Raw genomic sequence first — 16504 nt, forward strand, 5'->3', positions numbered from 1 at the left:
CTGACAAACCCCTATACCAGTAGAAATATCACTCAAAGTATAGCATTTATTGAGCTGTCCGAAAGTTAAAGCTACGAACTGGTCATAAGTCTTGTATTTGCTACATCCTTTGTCACTTTGATGTTTTTTAATACACGATTCCAAAATCCAGCGAGGAACTAAATCTAATATTTGCCCAAGTAAAGGTTTATTGTTATTTTTGTTTCGTCTGAAGAGTCCCATAAAATTATTTTATTTTTCGCAAAACAAAAATAAGGGATTCTCAGACAATTTTAATTTCCGACTTTCGGATAGCAGTGTTTTCTCATTTAAAAAACTACTTTTTTAGTACTTTGTTATTTACTACGGACAAACAAACATAAAAAAGAATTAATAAAGGAATTCCCAAGTATTGAAAGAAAACTAACAACAAAAGGGACACCAGTAAAAAGGCAAATTGAAGTGCATTTTCTTTGAAACTAAATTTCTTGATTTTCAAAGAAAACAAAGGGATTTCAGCATTCAACATGTAAGCACTTAATAGGGAAAGCACCAACAAAAACCATGGATTCGTCAATAGCTCCACTATAATTATGGAGTCGGTATATTTTAAAACTAAAGGCAGACTTAAAATAAACAGCGCATTAGCCGGCGTAGGCAAGCCAATAAAAGAATCAGTTTGACGGGTATCAATATTAAAATTAGCGAGACGGTAGCAAGAGCCCAGCGCAATTATAAATCCCAAATAAGGAAAAAACTGCAAATGACCCGCCGCTGCAGTCGATGCGTGGCTAATCATCATTTGGAACATCACTAAACCTGGAACTACTCCACTGGTTACCATATCAGCTAAAGAATCCAATTGCAATCCTAACGGACTGGAAACGTGGAATAATCGAGCAAAAAAACCATCAAAAAAGTCCAAAAATATACCCAGACAAACGAAATAAAAAGCCATCTCAAAGTCTTCGTTAAAAGCAAACACCAAGGCGATACAGCCACAAAAAAGATTAAGCAAAGTAATTATATTCGGGATATGCTTTTTAATATTCATCATAAAGTAGTTTAGGGAACCAAAGTTGGCAAATTTAATATAATAAGTAGCGCGAAAGAACGTTTTTTAGTGGAGATTTTAACCAAAACGCACGACACAACCCTTTACAGGGAATAAAAAAACAAAAAAAGCCCTTTTCAAAAAAGATAAAAAGTAAGTGAAGCCCCTTGATTTTACAGAGCAAGCCCACCTTATTTTAAATCCTAGTCGTCAGGAAAGTTGGGTTTTAAAAAGTTTTATACCTGCTTTACGTCATCGCAATTCTTTTTTTTGAAATGAAAAGACTCACGGAGTAAAGGACAATAAATCCAGTCATTAAGAGGAGTATGCGCTTATAAAAAGTGTTTTCAACCCCTTTATTTGATGATTGTTAATCCATTGTCGATTTATTTGGTAAAAGGAATAAATAACCTCAGTAAAAAATTATATTTTTGATGAAAATTAAACAGCCTTTCCACTTGTAAAATGATACCCTTGAAAAAAAGTTTACTCTTAGCGCTACTTTTGGTCAGTGCGGTAACGTACAGTCAAGCCGTCAGGAAATACTCGAATGAGTTTATGAACATTGGCGTTGATGCCGCTGCATTGGGTATGTCCAATACCGTTGTGGCCGCTACCAATGATGTCAATTCTGGCTATTGGAATCCCGCTGGCCTCATCCAACTGGAAGACCATCAGGTCGCTGTGATGCACGCTAATTATTTTGCTAACATTGCCCAATATGATTATTTGGCTTATGCCAGCCCAATTGATGATCGCAGTGCATGGGGAATTTCGTTAATTCGGTTTGGGGTAGATGACATTTTAAATACCACCGAATTAATAGACAGTCAAGGCAATATCGATTACAATCGCATTAGTCTTTTTTCGACCGCTGATTATGGCTTTACTTTTTCTTATGCGCGAAAACTCCCTGTTCCTGGATTTCAATATGGCGTCAATGCCAAAGTGATTCGGCGGATTATTGGAAACTTCGCTAATTCTTGGGGCTTTGGTTTTGATTTTGGACTGCAATTCGAAAAAAACAATTGGCAATTTGGTTTGATGCTTCGCGATATCACCACAACGTACAATGTGTGGAATATAGATGAAGACGAATATGGGAAAATTGCGAATGCCATTCCCGGAGAAAATCAGGAATTACCAGAAAGTACGGAGATTACGGCTCCAAAAGCGCAATTAGGAATCGCTAAGAAATTCATCATTCGGTACGATTATAGCATTTTGGCTGCAGCCAATATGAACATGCGTTTTACTAGAACTAATGATGTTATTGCTAGTGATTTTGTTAGTATTGATCCAGCTTTGGGATTCGAATTTGGTTACACTGATTTGGTTTTCGTTCGAGCGGGCGTTGGAAATTTCCAAAACATACAGCAATTAGACAGCACTCAAAAGGTAGGTTTCCAACCCAATATTGGTTTGGGTTTTAAATACAAAGGCATCCAAATAGATTATGCTTTGACCGATTTGGGCAATCAAAGTGCGGCTTTGTATTCTAATATCTTTTCCGTAAAAGTTGATTTGGGAATGTTTAGAAACTAATTTACAAGCACCTTTGGAAGTAAAAACCGCTGCTGAATCTTCTCCTATTTACAGTACCTTGATTTGAACCCTTTGCGATACCATCGGCTTCCTGTATAACTTGAAAACTTTGTCTGTGTATTTTCTTTCTTTGAGTATCTTTGCATAAAAAACACACCGGTAGAATAGTGGTCATTTTATTTCATACGGATAACCACCAACTTTTACCCTTTTAACTGCCAACGAATGAACGCTTCTTTATTAAAAAAAATTATACTAGTAGTACTCCTTTTTTTCAGTATCAATTATAGTTTCGGACAAAACACCCAATTGTCAAAAAACGCAAAAGTCAGTGTCATTACCTGTGGAACCGGCAACGAATCGTACTCTCTTTTTGGACATACTGCAATTCGAGTTCAGGATACGACCAGTTCCGTTGATGTAGTTTATAATTATGGTGCTTTTGACTTCAACACCCCTAATTTTGTGATGAAATTCATAAAAGGAGACTTGCAGTATTTTGCCGTAGCGGATTCCTATCCTGATTTCATCAATCAGTATCAATATGAACAAAGATCCGTTTATGAACAGGAACTCAACATTGCGACGCCATTAAAACAAAAACTATTTGACAATTTAAACACCTCTTTAGCTTCGGGAGAGAGTCACTACACCTACAAATTTATTGACAAAAACTGTACTTCGATGGTCGTTGCCATCATCAATAAAACACTTGGAACTGCAGCTATTGTAAAAAATGCAGATACTGACCTTACCTATAGAACCATATTGTATCCCTATTTTTACGGACATTTTTATGAAAAATTAGGAACCAGTATCATCTTTGGCACAAAAGTAGATCAATTGGGAACGCAGCTCTTCTTGCCTTTTGAACTGCTAAAAAGTCTAAAAAAAGCTTCTTTTGAGAACCAACCGTTAGCCCAAGAAAGTAAAACGATTATCGAATTTAAAAATGAAGCTCCCTTTTCTTGGTGGAACAATCCCTACACGTACATCTTACTGCTTTTGTTCATTATTTTCCTAAATAAGAAAAGCGTCGCCTTGTTCTACCTCAGCTTTATAGCAGTAATAGGGCTTTTCTTCACTTTTGTAGGGTTCTATTCGTCCCATCTCGAATTGGGATACAACTACAATATCTTATTGTTTAACCCTACTCTATTGGGTCTTCTTTATTTTTATTGGACAAAAAATAAAAAAGGAATCTATCAATTAGCTTTATTTAATTTGCTCTCGTTAGTAGTCTATTTCTTTTTGATCATTAATAAGGCCCATCTGATTTTGGTTTTACCCTTGGTCGTTACAAGCGGTATACTTTTAGTCAGACTGGCGATTCAAAATAAAAAACGCATTCCCATTGTAATTTAAGAACACCTTCTTATAATTTGCTTTTTGCTTAATTGTGGTTGTTTTTTTAAACACTAATGGGTTCCTTTTTAAGTTGAACCAAGGGTCTGCAAGTGGATAGATTGAGAGGATAGACTACAATTTTAAGAAGTTGGATTCTGATCCATCAGTACAATTTGTATCTGATTCACCGATTAGCACTGATTTTGTAAGCTATAAACTGGAGGCATTTTTTATAGCAAGTAAAGCGAGAGCTACGAAAAGTACTTAGTTATAAACGCTATGGAAGACTGGTCCATACTGTTTTGCTATTTTCTCCGAAAGACATCTGCTAGAAATTGTTTCAGATTGTATACTACACCCGATCCATTTAATTTACACCTTAAATCAAGATAACCCTGAGGCAAAAAGAAGTACTTTATGGTGCTGCAATTCTTATTGTCCCCTATAAAATAAAACCGTGGTTATGGTTTTAAAAGCAATATTTAAATCCAAATAAATACTACGGTGCTTGATATAATACAGGTCGTATTGTAGCTTAATCAGACTATCGTTGATTGTTTCTCCATACGAGTAATTGACTTGTGCCCAACCAGTAAGTCCTGGTTTAATAATGTGTCGCGTTTCATAAAAAGGCATTATTTCAGCAATTTCTTTTACAAAAAAGGGGCGTTCTGGACGCGGTCCTATGACTGCCATATCGCCTTTTAATATATTAATGAATTGAGGAAACTCATCTATTCGGGTTTTACGTAAAAACCGTCCAAAAACAGTCACTCTGGAATCATTAGTAACGGTAAAAACAGCTCCGTTCCTTTCGGCATTTTTCACCATCGTACGAAATTTCAAGATTTCAAAAACAACTCCATCTTTACCAACGCGTTGCTGTGTATAAAATAAACGCCCTCTATTTCCTATGGCATTGCCCACCAAAATAAGCGGAAACAGGAACAGGCCTATCACCAGACCTGCCAGTGAAACGGTAATCTCAAAAAGCCGTGCAGTAAGCAAGTACAATTTATTTTGATTGCTTCTGCTAAAAGGAAAAAAACGATAAAAATCCCGAGACATATACTGTACGGGGATGCGCTGGGTCATACTCTCATAGACTTGTGTATATTCCCGAATGATATTTCCCGACTCTAGCAAATGCAATAATTGTTGGTATAAATCAGGTGTAATTCCCTCTGTTTTCTGTGAGGCAATCACAATTTCAGAAATCCCATTTTCTTTTACAAAAGAAAACAAATCCTCTCGTTTGATGTGTTGTACATAATGATATTCTTCGATATCTTCTTCACTGTCATCGGTATTGACAAAGCCAATTATCTTGTAATGGGGATCGATATTTTCCAATCCTAAAATTAACTCCTGCACTTGTTCCTGATCACAAATTAATATGGCTTTTTGAAAAAATCGATGCGATGCCAAAAAGGTAACATACAGCATGCGCCACGTAAATAAAGCCAAAAAGATAACGATAAAAAACAATAGGATTTGAAGACGGTTGGAAGGCAATTGTGGCGAAAAAAACGGTGTTAACAAATACACTAAAACGGTTGTAGAAACAGTAATAAGGGTACTTTTTAATACTTGAAATTGGTTGCTGGCCACTTGAAGATTGTACATTTCGAAAATAGTACCAAATATATTAATGTAGATCGCCAAAACGATAGTCCAGTAATAATTAGTGGCAGAAATCGCAAAATAGTCAAACGCAAATACATTTCCGGTTACATATAAAGCCGTCAAAACGAACAGAACATCAAAAAGTCGAAGAATCATCTTTCGCTCTGATATTTCAAAATGCATTTTGTCAACTGAAAACATGGCAGGTCTTTACTAATAAGGGTGCAATTTAATGTTTTTGTCCCGAAGAAAATTTAAGATATGTTAAATTTTTTAACAAATTTTGCATTTTAGTGCTGTAATTTCATTCTGTTCGCGAATGACCAATGAAATACCTTTCAAACAAGCTATTTATTTTACAGTAGGCTTGTATTTACTGCTGAATTTGAAGATTACGGCTTGACTGTAAAAACAATATTAGGTGTCTTTTTTTTGGCCCCAGCCCTAAAGGGAGAAAAAAGAGAGACTACTTTCTTTGTTACACGGTTTGTAGGATTGGAAAATAGCCTTGAGTATCTTTTTTTTTGCCCCGGCCCTAAAGGGAGAAAAAAGAGAGACTACTTTCTTTGTAACACGGTTTGAGGATTGGAAAATAGCAACTTTCTTTTTTTTTGCCCCAGCCCTAAAGGGAGAAAAAAGAAGGAATACTTTCTTTGTAACACGGTTTGTAGATTGGAAAATAGCTTTGGGTGTCTTTTTTTTTGGCCCCGGCCCTAAAGGGAGAAAAAAGAGAGACTACTTTCTTTGTAACACGGGTTGAGGATTGGAAAATAGCAACTTTCTTTCTTTTTTTTTGCCCCAGCCCTAAAGGGAGAAAAAAGAAGGAATACTTTCTTTGTTACACGGGTTGAGGATTGGAAAATAGCAACTTTCTTTCTTTTTTTTTGCCCCAGCCCTAAAGGGAGAAAAAAGAGAGACTACTTTCTTTGTAACACGGTTTGAGGATTGGAAAATAGCAACTTTCTTTCTTTTTTTTGGCCCCAGACCTAAAGGGAGAAAAAAGAACAAATTCTTTCTTTGTTACACGGGTTGAGGATTGGAAAATAGCCTTGAGTATCTTTTTTTTGGCCCCAGCCCTAAAGGGAGAAAAAAGAGAGACTACTTTCTTTGTAACAGGTTTTGAGGATTGGAAAATGGCAACTTTCTTTTTTTGGCCTCAGCCCTAAAGGGAGAAAAAAGAAAGGAGCAGAATTTCATTTCGAGACGAACTTAATATGTGATTGCGTTTCAATTGTGGATCATATGAAACTTAAATACTAGTCTGCTTTTAATTCATGGCCTTTTTTCTAACTGGAAATCCCAACTGCACATTTAGTAATGATAGCGAGTAAACGAAAGCGGGAGCTGCGGTACGCATGGCAGCGTGATTGATCGTTAAAAACCAAAAGGCCACAAAACACAAGAGAAACATGTTGAATTTATTTTCTAAATACAGCACCAAGGGCGTAAAAAACAAAATCAGTAACGCTACTATTCCTAATGAGCCGTGTTCCGCAAGCATGCGGGTAATTTCATCATGAGACAATACTTTGATTCCCGTTTCATCCTCTCGAACTTCGGCACCTTTGCCGACTCCAACACCAAAAATAGGATTCTTCAAGAAGGTGTTAATCTCATTTTGGGCTACATCTTCCCGTCCGGTAAATTGGCTTTGTTTGACTCTTCCAGCAGCATCTTGATTTGAGTATCTTTTATTGATCAGACCTCCGGTTTGAAATGAAGTGTAGGTCCAAGTAGCCATCAAAGCAAATACGACGAGTGTAATAATGTAATTCAATTTTACCCTTCCTCCAAAATTAGATTTGAAATACAAAAACACGACCAACAATACAATCATTAAAAATCCAGTAATCATACCCCCTCTGGAAAAAGTCAACATCCCGCGATAGGTGATATTTAAGGCAATGATGAGATTGATTATAATTTGGAATTTTGATTTTGAGTCTAAGATTACTCTGGAAAAAAAGATAAACATCCCTAAACCTAAAATGGTTGCCACCTGATTGGGACCATAGCCCCCAGAGGTCTGGAAATTAGATTCTGTACCCGTAATCACCTCCTGCACATTTGGCGTATAGAAAGTTAAATACACCATACAGGTAATAATTGGTAATCCCATACTGAGCAAAATCCTATTTATCTCTTCTAAGGCAATTTTGCGCCGAAACGTGTACAGCGAAGCTAATCCGAGACAAACGGGGCCTGATATATTAAACGCGATTGCTTTCCGAATGTCCGTATCAAAATTCAACACAAAGACGCTGATCACCACACTAGGAACGAGCAACAATAAAAAGATCCAATAGGGCACTGCTCCTTTAGAGAAACCGCTGTAATACATCCCTATTAAAATAAAGACCATCACCCCATATTTAGAAATCTCATATAAAGGATTTCCTCCCGTCATTCTCAAAAAAACTTCACTTCCTACGACATAAGCAGCTGCAATCAGTGCTTCATTATTTCTATTTTGTTTTTTGATGATGTAATAAACTCCAAAAATAAAAATGGAGTATCCATAAATTTTTGCTGTAAAAGGCAGTAAAAAGCCCAATGCACCAATAAACAAATGGAAAAGAATTAAATAGAGATAGGATTGATCCTCTTTTTTCATTTACAACAATTTTGCAACCAATTTATATACTGTTTCACGACAGCCTCTTTTGAATTATTTTTAACAACCGCCTCGTGGAGCGCCACACCAAAATTACTCCGTAGCCTCTCGTTTTGGATCAATTTCACTATGGAGTCATAAAACAATTGAGACTGTTGTGCCCCAACAAGAAATCCATTTATTTCGTTTTCAACCAAAGACGCTATTTCTCCTACATTAGTTACTACCACCGGTTTCTTGTACCATCCGTATTCCAACAGCGAAACGGGCAACCCTTCCGATTGAGAGGTCAGAATTCCAATAGCCGCTTGCTCTAAAATATTTCCGATATCTGGTTTGGTGCCGTAAAGAAACACATTTTTTTCTAAATCAAAAGCACTAATTAAAGCCTTAATTTTTTGAGAATAGGCATCTTCAAAATCTTTACCAACCAAATGAAACGTCCACTCAGGATGAGAACCTTTTAGCTTTTTGGCCACTTCCAATACTAAAAAATGATCTTTCTGTACTCTTAAATTGGCTAAAGAGACAATCTGCTTTCCTGCTTTTCCTTTCAAAACAGTTTGTGCGACGATACTTTTCTCAGTAGCTGGAAAATTTGGAAGAAAAAGGACATTTCTAGCCCGTAATTTTTGTTCGCTCCACTCTTTAAGATTTTGGTTTACCGCTATTATTCCATTAAAAAAAGGAATTGTTAGTCTTAATGCACGGATGGGTCTATTAGCTAAAAACTCACTATCTCCATAGTGATCGTGCCAAATTAATTGCACCGAAGGACAGGTTACTTTCAATAAAAATCCCAAAAAAAAAGAAGTACTATGCGCGTGAACAATTGTAATTTTATTTTTCTTTACATAGCTTCTCAATCTCATTAAGGCCCCAAAATCTAGCGATCGTTTTTTATTTAAAAATAAATACGAAACTTGCGACTCAATCTGATTTAGAAGAGGCCCTTCCTTTCGGGTTACTACCAAGCCTGAAAAGTCAATTTGTTGCGCCAAGGCATTAGCGTAGTGAAGCGCCATACGCTCCGCGCCACCTGCCTCCAAAGAATCGATAATTTGAATAATACGCATGTATTCTTGCCGTTTTTTAATTAAACTAGTTGTTATTTTACAACAAAAGGTTTTTAAAGCAAAACTAAACCTTCCTTGCTAAACTAAATGCCGTACGTTAAAAATTGTATCGAAAACTTTATAACGAAAAGAACTTCTCGATACATTTTTGGCTTGATGAGTTTTTGTTCAGGTTAGAGAATTCTATGAAAAGCCAAAAACACTTCCCGAAACAAGTTTGGGATAAACGGAAGAGACGTGGAGAAACAGAATAACAAGCAATACTAAGCTCGATTTGTTAAACTAAAACGTCTGTTACGCACGTCTGTTCGAGTGGTTTTTAAAGCTAAGCTAGACTTTATTTGTTAAATTGAATGGACTGCTTTAAAAATTGTACCGAGAACTTTTATAACAAAAAGAACTTCTCGATACATTTTTGACTTGACAATTTTGAGGTTAGTATGAAAAGCCCATTACAAGCCAAAAACACTTCCCGAAACAAGTTCGAGATAAACAAAAGAGATGTGGAGAAACAGAATAACAAGCAATACTAAGCTCGATTTGTTAAACTAAAACGTCTGTTACGCACGTCTGTTCGAGTGGTTTTTAAAGCTAAGCTAGACTTTATTTGTTAAATTGAATGGACTGCTTTAAAAATTGTATCGAGAACTTTTATAATAAAAAGAACTTCTCGATACATTTTTGACTTGACGGGTTTAAGGTTAGTATGAAAAGCCCTTTACAAGCCAAAAACACTTCCCGAAACAAGTTCGGGATAAACGAAGAGACGTGTATAGTGATGATGACAGAAGTATGTACGGAAACTCTATAACCAAAAGAATTTCTCGATACATTTTTGGCTTGACGAGTCTGAGGTTATTATGCAAAATTCATTACAAGCCAAAAACACTTCCCGAAACAAGTTCGGGATAAACGGAAGAGACAGGTATGGTCATGGTGTCGGAAATCTTTGCGAGAACTTTAGGAATCCAGCAGCAGTTTTTTAATTTCTGCTTCAAATACATCCATGGTGTAGCCTCTGGACCATGCTGCTCCACTTTTCTGTTTGTGATCAAAAAGAGGTTGATCTTTCAAAAGGCTTTCGATTGCTGCACTATCCTTTTCCAGGTTCATGTCCAACAAGAGTCCCCGGTTTCCATAATCCAACATGAAAGGAACACACGATACCTTAGTCGCAATGGGAACGCAACCCCAAAACATGCCCTCGGCAATCACTTTGGGCCAACCTTCGCTCTGGGAAGGCAAAATCACAAAATGACTGTCTTGATACGCTTTTTGAATGGTGTGTTTGGTTTGATTTCCTTTCAGTACAATACAATCTTCTAACTTGTTTTGAGTACAATAATCCTCTAATTGTTGTCGTTCTTTTCCTTCGCCAAATAGCGTTAATCGAACTTGATGTCCTTTTTGAAGCAACCTTTCTACTAGTTGAATGGCATACAACGGATTCTTTCCTGCCACTAAAGCTCCCACAAAAACAAAATGAATCGGGTCTTTTAAGTTTCTGTTGGCAATAGGAACTTTGTCTGATTCAGTGTAGGTAGCGGTAAAAAAAGGTTTTATGTTTTTAGTGCTTCTCTCCCACTCTCCATATACTAAAACCTGCATATTTCGGGTCAAAAATGTATTACTCAAGATCCATTGTTGCAATTTGTAGGTCCTTGGCTGTTTTGATTTTGGATCCCAATTACCAGCATATTTGGCTGTTTTGGGTTTATTGGGGAAAAAAATTTGAACAATACATCCCAACAAACCTATATTTCCAGGGCAGCGCAAATGAATGTGATCTGCAGCGCGCATGGCTTTGTAGATTTGCCAACTTATGGTAGGGATTTTTAAAATGGTTTTTAATAGCCCACTGACACTAAGCAGGTCAAAAGAAGCAACGGGTATAAATTTAATATCTGGCGTGTGGTACGCACTATCCACTGCTGTTTTCTCCGACTTTACTATGGGTGCCACAACAATCAACTGTGTAACCTGCTTTGCCCAAATGTTCATTTCGCGCACATAAGGTGCATAGGCATAATAATGTGTTCCCTTTGCAATATGGGGAACATGAGTAATAATTGCAAATGTCATTTTAACTTTTAGTTTAAAGAGGCAATTTAGCCTTCTTGGGGTCCCTTTTGTATCCTTGTGATAAAACGGTTCGTACTCCTAAAACAAATATAGTACTAAATGATACCATCGTCAACAACATCTGAAGCTGATGTTGCTATTCATTCCCCTTTTTGCGCAACCAATTTCAAGAAGCTTGTTTTATTTCAAATTTAGACAAAACAGCTGTCACTTCATGAAGGTCAAAACCATAGTACACGCAATACTCCTTTATGGTCACTTTTTGACATGGTTTTTTGTCTAACTCTTTTTTAAGATTTTGAATTTCCTTACGAGCATAACTCTCACTTTTCCCAGTAAGGATCACGATGTCGCTTGGATAAATAACAATTCTATACATAGGGTGTGCTGGTTAGACGCTGTTGCATTGTTTATAAATACAAATTTAACAAACACTATCGTACCATAAGAACTAACTTATTAACAAAAAACAAGATACAAATTTCCAATTAACTACTAAACAACCCTTTCCTACTAAGTGAAATGTCAAAAAGTAGTTCAAACGACTATAAACGAACCTAAATCAACATGATAAAAAAGTAAAAAATTAATTACATTTGTTAATAACTATTTAATTAAAACTTTCAATTTGTAAGTTTTACTCTTCAAAACACTGTTTTTTAATACTACTACGCTGAAGATTTGCCATTTATCCCTGGTTGTACCAGTTCTGCTTTGTTCATTACAGGACCTAAAACTACTTATTTACGATCGTGTAATGTACACCATAACCTGTTGACGGGGTTCAATGGAGTTGTCTCTCCCTTTCATTGTTTCCATATAACACTGTAATTGCTGGTATCGGCTATCTATACCATGCTAGGGAAACTAACTTTAGCTCTTCTTTGGCATGACAACCAAATTGCGGATAGCCTCTTTAGTATCAATACAATTGCTCCTCTTCCTCTTGCTATTTTCATTGCGGAATGTTGCGGGTATCTACGGGGTAGGTATGGGGCATCCTCACTGCAGCTAAAAAGTACCTCTAACGCCTCTTCGATTTCCTCGCTTTTGTTTTTTTAATGGAGAACTACGATGTGGTAGAAAACGGTTAAAACGGTATTTATGCCCTATTTAGCTTCTTTTTGATACGTATGTGCGGTTGTGCTTATTGCCGTATCATTTGCTACTTTCTTACTCTTTCTACAAAAACAACACAATAGTCCAAAAACGGTCGAAACGATACCAACTCCTTGTACACCAAGTGAAAGCATTCTACATTTGACTATTATTAATCCCAAAAACAAATAATCATGGGCAAATTAGCAGGAATTATCAAAATTGAAGGCACGTTAGATGGGCTAACGTTTTACAAAAGTCAAGATGGCTATATGGTGAGAACCAAAGGAGGCGTCAGTAAAAAAAGAATCATGACTGATCCGGCTTTTGCAAGAACGCGAGAAAATTTAAGCGAGTTTGCGTTGAACGCCAAATCAGGAAAACTGATCCGCGATGCCACGGGAGTACTACTGAACAAGGCGAAAGACCCCAAACTATCCAGTCGCATGCTGCAGCTGATGAATACGATTAAAAATTCTGACACCGTATCGGCCAGAGGCAAGCGAAACGTTGCCTTAGGACTTGCCAGCGAGGAGGGAAAACAACTATTGAAAGGGCTTGATTTTAATATCAAAGCGCCCTTAGCCTCTGTATTACAAACTCTTTTTACGGTAGCCACAGACACGGGAACCATTGCCATTACTGATTTTATTCCTCAAGAACAATTAAGCACACCCAACAACGCCACACACGTTAGTTTCCGCAGTGCTTTTATTAATTTGGATTTTGCAACGGGCATATTTGACAAAAGCTACAGTCCAATTTCTAATGTTCTCCTTGATCAAAACCTGATTACGGTCACCTTGACCCCAGAGCAGGTTCCGGCGGGATCAGGGATACAGTTGTATTTGTTGCTCATTGAATTTTATCAAGAAGTCAATGGAATCCAATATTCATTAAAAAGCGGCAACTACAATGCCTTGAATTTGGTTGAAATCCTTTAAAAAAGAAACCTCTTGCCAGCTAGAAACCTCGTTGTATTGCGAGGTTTTCTGTTTTTGTTTCTTGTGCCTTTACTAAACCAGAACATCAGGTGCTTTAATGGATTTTATGGTAGTGTTTTGAATTAAATTATCTTTTACTTTCTTACTTCTATACTTATTACGAGCAATTATGTGCTATTAGTTATCCTTAATACTGCTTTAAAACCCATTGGGTGCCATTATTCAAAACGTCAGTTTAGTTTATCCCGAACTTGTCAAGTAAAGTGTTTTTTGTAAAGTAAAACGAAATAAAACTTCTCGATATGCTCCGATACTTAAAGTTACGTGTAGCGAGAACCGATTTATATACAATTTTCTTTTTCCTCAGTTTTATAGAAATGCTCGATACATTTTTTTCCCGAAGCTTTGGAGAAAATTCTCGAGCTGTCGAAAAAACAACCATCAAAAAATAATTATATCCAGCGGTTTAAAATAATTGAACCTTTAGGAACATAGAAAAAAAGAACCGGATAACCCATTTCTTCGGTTGACATACCTTTGCCTTTCTTTATAAAAGTAAAATGCCTTTCAAAATTTTAAAATCTATTTGATTAAACAGCTTGAATTACACCCAACGGGTTACTTTATAAAATAATTTCAGCAAAATTTTTACAATACATATCCATACTAAAAGTATTCAAAAAAGTACTTCTTGCTGCAATGCTCATTTGTTGGTATGAATTAAAATTATCTTCTACTTTTGCAAATAAAGAAACCATTTCGTCAATAGTCGCGTCAAACTTAAAACATTCTACACCATCATTTAAATAGTGAGTCAATCCAGTGGTATTTGAAATTAGTAAGGGAGTTTGATTCATCATTGCTTCCAGACCAACTGTAGGTAAATTATCAAATTTTGAAGGAATTATCGCAAAATGACTATTAATTAAATAAGCATCAATTTGATCATAATTAAGTCCTCCAAAATAATGAACTCCCATATTGCTTTTAACCAGTTCTTTAATTTTAATTTCTTGACTTCCAGTCCCAGCAATATTTAAAATGATTTTCGAATACTTAACTTTCTCCTTATATCTCAAATAAGCCTCAATTAAATCAAGCACTCCTTTCGATTGATCTAATCTGCCTAAATAAGAGATGAGAATAGATTCTTCTGTACTAATTATTTTGTTTTTAAATCGGTCGATCATAGGGTTCAACAGAACAAATCCCTTATTTAGGCCATAAAATGATTTTAAATCTGCTTTAGCCAATTCCGAAGGGCAGATTATGACATCGCACAATAGTTTATAAAATATCTTTTTTCTAATAAATAGTACTTTTTGTTTGATTGACGTTTTTTTCTGGTCCGCCATAAGCTGTGCGCTCAGCGTGTGATAATATTCATAAGTCTTAACTTTGCCTAAAGACAAAAATTTAGAGACAGAAACAGTGATGTTACTGCCGACAAAATGTCCAATTATGATGTCTGGTTTGTAGTGTAAGTGTATTTTAGCGTACCAAAAAAAATCACGCAAAGAAGTCGGCCTTTTTTTTGTTGGCCAAGAACAAATAGTGATTTTACCTTGCTTTTTTATTACGGACATTTTGTCTGCAAAATAGGGATCATGAGAGATAAAAACAACTTCATTTCCTAAGTTGGCAAGATGCTGTGCCAAATGATAACTCATAGCAGAAAACGAGATTTCACTGTAATTGTGGGCTATAAGTATTGTTTTCATTGTTGTTATTTGTGGCTAACTAACCTTTTTTTGTGGCTACTAAATAAAGAGTGGAACCATTGTATCTTCTTAAAAGAGATTTCAAAAAATTCAAATAGAATCGTTTTCTTTTCATTTCGACGTATGGAAATTTCTTAACAACCACCATACAATTCTTAAACTGATTCATTTCAAAAATAGCGCTACTGTTTTCTTTAGTAAAAAAGTTTAAGTGCAACACTATTTATCTTGATAATTCGCATGTTACAACGTCCTTAGTTCCGTTTTACATTTAGTAGTTTCACTGTATTTTCAACAACCTTGCATTCTTTATATTGCGTCATATCAATCCGATTAGGTTCTTATTTGTATCAAAATCTATTTCTTGTATCCCTGTTTACGCTCTAGATGTTCGTTACAGAATAAAAGATTGCTACTTCATTTCACTTTTGGCTTAGAAACCCACAAACTCCACCAACCTACCGTTCTTCCCATGGCCTCCGAAAAGGCTTCCATTCGTTTACTGGTTGTAAAGGTATTGCTAAATCGAATCACTGTCAAAAGTATCGTAATCGCATGCCATTTTAGCTGATGTTCTAAGGTTGGCTGTGGGTTTTTCGTTCGCCACACATACCATCCGTTTCGTACTACCATCTTCCCGTATTGGTATTTGTTGGGCCTGCCAGAGGCATCGTGATAATGATACAATTGTAAGTTAGTATTGATTACGTTTTTACCAAACGCTAAGGCTCTGATGCTAAAATCAGCATCTTCATACAAACCATAGCCTTCAAAATGAGTGGAAAATCGAATTGAATCAAAGACACTTTTATGAAAGGCGAATGACATTCCCACCAACAAATCAACTTCATGTGTTTTTCCGTTCGAAGGAAATCCACACGTTTTACCATGGGAATAATTTGGCATTTTTCCTGGACCTAAATTGGATTGCAAACCGAGATAATTGCGAAATACATTGCGTTGGCCTTCTTTATAAACATATCCTTCCCATTGAAAATAACGGTACTTGTCGTATTTTATATGTGGGTTACTGACACTCCAACCATTTTCATTTAAAGCGATTCCGCCCACTCCAGTAACCGCAGGGTCATTAGTAAACGTTTTTACCAACTCTTGAAAATAATTAGGCGTTAATTCGGTATCGTCATCCAAAAAAGCAACAATTTCACTCGTTCTATTCACTTTAGTTATTCCATAATTCCTTTGTTTGGTAAGCCCTCTATGCGATTCAGGAACCAGATAATAATGAAGATTATTAAACTTATTTTTATTTAAAAGCTGCTGGGTCGCAGCTGTAGTTGACCCATCAATAATTAAAATCTCCGCTGGATGTACTGTTTGTTCCGTGACCGACTTTAGTAATCTTAATAAAGGTTCGGGACGCATGTAAGTACAAACTATTAACGATACTTTCATAT

At 36.2% G+C, this 16504-nt stretch carries 13 protein-coding genes; 3 read left to right on the forward strand and 10 right to left on the reverse strand.

All coding sequences use genetic code 11. The features are described 5' to 3' along the window. Window positions 1-222, reverse strand: a 222-nt coding sequence (locus E0F91_RS13095; RefSeq protein WP_132066912.1) for a DUF4372 domain-containing protein, incomplete at its 3' end; no start/stop codon positions are given. 94 nt (window positions 223-316) lie between these two features. Beyond that, window positions 317-1033, reverse strand: a complete 717-nt coding sequence (locus E0F91_RS13100) for a CDP-alcohol phosphatidyltransferase family protein (RefSeq protein ID WP_132066981.1) — start codon at window positions 1031-1033, stop codon at window positions 317-319. Window positions 1034-1507: 474 nt separating this feature from the next. Between E0F91_RS13100 and E0F91_RS13105 the strand changes: the two genes are divergently transcribed. Then, the gene (locus E0F91_RS13105; protein WP_481797692.1) at window positions 1508-2578 is read left to right on the forward strand and encodes a putative type IX sorting system protein PorV2; all 1071 of its coding nucleotides are present in this window, start codon (window positions 1508-1510) and stop codon (window positions 2576-2578) included. Window positions 2579-2803: 225 nt separating this feature from the next. Then, entirely contained in the window at window positions 2804-3943 is a 1140-nt protein-coding gene (locus E0F91_RS13110) for a lipoprotein N-acyltransferase Lnb domain-containing protein (protein ID WP_132066913.1), read from the forward strand. A gap of 414 nt (window positions 3944-4357) precedes the next feature. Here the strand turns inward: E0F91_RS13110 and E0F91_RS13115 are convergent, their stop codons facing one another. The 6 genes from E0F91_RS13115 to E0F91_RS17770 all read right to left on the reverse strand — a co-directional run bounded on the left by E0F91_RS13115 (window position 4358) and on the right by E0F91_RS17770 (window position 12576). After that, entirely contained in the window at window positions 4358-5752 is a 1395-nt protein-coding gene (locus tag E0F91_RS13115) for a sugar transferase (protein WP_132066914.1), read from the reverse strand. A 1066-nt stretch (window positions 5753-6818) separates the two neighbouring features. After that, window positions 6819-8165 (reverse strand): O-antigen ligase family protein, encoded by a 1347-nt coding sequence (locus tag E0F91_RS13120; RefSeq protein ID WP_132066915.1) that lies wholly within the window; start codon window positions 8163-8165, stop codon window positions 6819-6821. Then, window positions 8162-9241: a glycosyltransferase family 4 protein gene (locus tag E0F91_RS13125; RefSeq protein WP_132066916.1), complete on the reverse strand. Its 1080-nt coding sequence runs from the start codon at window positions 9239-9241 to the stop codon at window positions 8162-8164. The genes E0F91_RS13120 and E0F91_RS13125 overlap by 4 nt, the downstream gene beginning before the upstream one ends. Window positions 9242-10201: 960 nt before the next feature. Further along, window positions 10202-11323: a glycosyltransferase family 4 protein gene (locus E0F91_RS13130; protein ID WP_132066917.1), complete on the reverse strand. Its 1122-nt coding sequence runs from the start codon at window positions 11321-11323 to the stop codon at window positions 10202-10204. 166 nt (window positions 11324-11489) lie between these two features. Beyond that, complete coding sequence (locus tag E0F91_RS13135; protein ID WP_132066918.1) at window positions 11490-11702, reverse strand: hypothetical protein; 213 nt, start codon at window positions 11700-11702, stop codon at window positions 11490-11492. Between the two features lie 730 nt (window positions 11703-12432). Then, complete coding sequence (locus E0F91_RS17770) at window positions 12433-12576, reverse strand: hypothetical protein (RefSeq protein WP_165930134.1); 144 nt, start codon at window positions 12574-12576, stop codon at window positions 12433-12435. A 39-nt stretch (window positions 12577-12615) separates the two neighbouring features. Between E0F91_RS17770 and E0F91_RS13140 the strand changes: the two genes are divergently transcribed. Beyond that, on the forward strand, window positions 12616-13365 hold the full coding sequence (locus tag E0F91_RS13140) for a hypothetical protein (RefSeq protein WP_132066919.1): 750 nt from the start codon (window positions 12616-12618) through the stop codon (window positions 13363-13365). A gap of 623 nt (window positions 13366-13988) precedes the next feature. On the opposite strand, the gene E0F91_RS13145 is transcribed toward E0F91_RS13140, so the two are convergent. Both E0F91_RS13145 and E0F91_RS13150 read right to left on the reverse strand, forming a co-directional pair. Beyond that, window positions 13989-15086, reverse strand: coding sequence for a glycosyltransferase family 4 protein (locus E0F91_RS13145; RefSeq protein WP_132066920.1), 1098 nt, complete (start codon window positions 15084-15086; stop codon window positions 13989-13991). A gap of 417 nt (window positions 15087-15503) precedes the next feature. Next, entirely contained in the window at window positions 15504-16502 is a 999-nt protein-coding gene (locus tag E0F91_RS13150; protein WP_132066921.1) for a glycosyltransferase family 2 protein, read from the reverse strand. Between the last annotated feature and the right edge of the window lie 2 nt (window positions 16503-16504).

The sequence above is a fragment of the Flavobacterium sandaracinum genome (assembly GCF_004349135.1).
Classification (GTDB): domain Bacteria; phylum Bacteroidota; class Bacteroidia; order Flavobacteriales; family Flavobacteriaceae; genus Flavobacterium; species Flavobacterium sandaracinum.